The following is a 1,534-nucleotide window of genomic DNA, read 5'->3' on the forward strand; positions in this document are numbered from 1 at the left end:
TCATCGAGGGGCCGCGCGCCGACGGCAGCAAGGCGACCGACCGCCCCGACGGCCTCATCGTCCCGGTCCGCGCCGTCGATCTGCTCATCGCGATCGCGCGCAAGGCAGGGAACGCCCCGCTGACCTTCCATGCTGGTCCCCGCCACCTGCTGGTGACCGCGCCCGGGCTGCGCCTGGTGATCCAGGGGATCGACGGCACCTATCCCGACTACACGCGGGTCACGCCGCCGGCCTCCGACGCCTTCACAGCCCATCTGTCGGCCAGCGCCCTGAGCCGGCTCCGCACCATCGCCAGCGCGACCTGCTACGGGCGCAGCCTGCCCCTGCGGCTCGATCCCGGCGCGGGACGCATGTCGCTCAGCATGCCCGATGGCGTCGATCTGAGCATCGCCCTGCAGGGCCATGCCACCAAGGACGGTCAGACCGCCACCTACAGCCTGGCGCTGCTGTCCGAGTTCGCCCGGATCGCGCCCGCCTTCACCCTCTCCAGCGCTGGCCGCGGAGAGCCCGCCCGCATCGTCACCGAGGATCCCGATGCGCTCTGGGTTCTCATGCCCATGCGCGACTGAGGGGGCCGGGTCATGAAGGACATGGGCTTCCCGAAGGCGTCCAAGGAGGATGCAGGCCTGAAAGAGACCGAGGCGGATCGCGAGGTCCGAGACGGCGCCTACCGGGTTCATGCGGCGGAGTTGCGGGGCTTCATCGAACGCTTCGAGCAGCTCGCGGCGGAGAAGAAGGACATCGCGGACCAGCAGAAGGCGGTCATGGCCGAGGCCAAGGGGCGCGGCTACGACGTCAAGGTCCTGCGGCTCCTCATTGCGCTCCGCAAGCGCGAGCCCGACGACATCGCCGAGGAAGAGGCGGTGCTGCAGATGTACAAAGACGCATTGGGGATGAGCTGATGCGCTGGCTTCTCTGTGCCCCCGTCCTCGCCTGCCCGACCGTCGCCGCGCTCTCGGCCGCCGCCCTGGCGCAGGGTGGCACCCTGGTCCAGCTGGCGCTCGTGCTTGCCATGACCCTGGCCCCTTATGACGCGGCACGGACGGTCTGCGACACCCCCGCTCTGCACCCGATGCCCCGCCTGCTGCGCTGGCTCGCCCCCTGCGGCCCCTACCTTCTCGGCGCCGCGCCGGGCGCGGGCTGGCTGTTCGGCCAGGCCCAGGACGGCCCCTCGCTGGCGACCATGGTGCTCTGCACCGGGCTGGCCACCCTCGCCCTGCTGCCCGCCTACCACGCCCTTGTCTGCACCCCGGAGGCCCGCTGATGGACGGCGCACATCTTCTCGACCTTGAACTGGCCGGTGACACCCGCCCGGCGCCCCTCGGCCCGCCCCTGATCGTCGACAGCTTCGCCGGCGGCGGTGGCGCCTCAACCGGCATCGAGATGGCCCTGGGCCGTGGTCCCGACATCGCCATCAACCACAACCCGGCGGCCCTGGCCCTGCATGCGGCCAACCATCCCGACACGCTGCACCTCAGCGAGAACGTCTACCGCGTCGATCCGCTGGATCATCTGGCAGGCCGCCATATCGGCC

General features: G+C 70.9%; 3 protein-coding genes and 1 pseudogene. All 4 read left to right on the plus strand.

What is annotated here, in order from left to right; all coding sequences use genetic code 11:
- The coding region (locus CVM50_RS20960) for a hypothetical protein (protein WP_157792263.1) at positions 1–569 on the plus strand (569 nt) is incomplete at its 5' end.
- A 12-nt stretch (positions 570–581) separates the two neighbouring features.
- On the plus strand, positions 582–902 hold the full coding sequence (locus CVM50_RS20965; RefSeq protein ID WP_085890132.1) for a DUF2312 domain-containing protein: 321 nt from the start codon (positions 582–584) through the stop codon (positions 900–902).
- Positions 902–1,264, plus strand: a complete 363-nt coding sequence (locus CVM50_RS20970; RefSeq protein ID WP_085890131.1) for a hypothetical protein — start codon at positions 902–904, stop codon at positions 1,262–1,264. Before CVM50_RS20965 ends, CVM50_RS20970 begins: the two co-directional genes overlap by 1 nt.
- Positions 1,264–1,534, plus strand: a pseudogene (locus tag CVM50_RS22105) (DNA cytosine methyltransferase); the annotation flags it as partial. The gene CVM50_RS20970 and the pseudogene CVM50_RS22105, both read left to right, overlap by 1 nt.

Origin of the sequence: Pseudooceanicola marinus, assembly GCF_002786295.1 — a bacterium.
Lineage (GTDB): Bacteria > Pseudomonadota > Alphaproteobacteria > Rhodobacterales > Rhodobacteraceae > Pseudooceanicola > Pseudooceanicola marinus.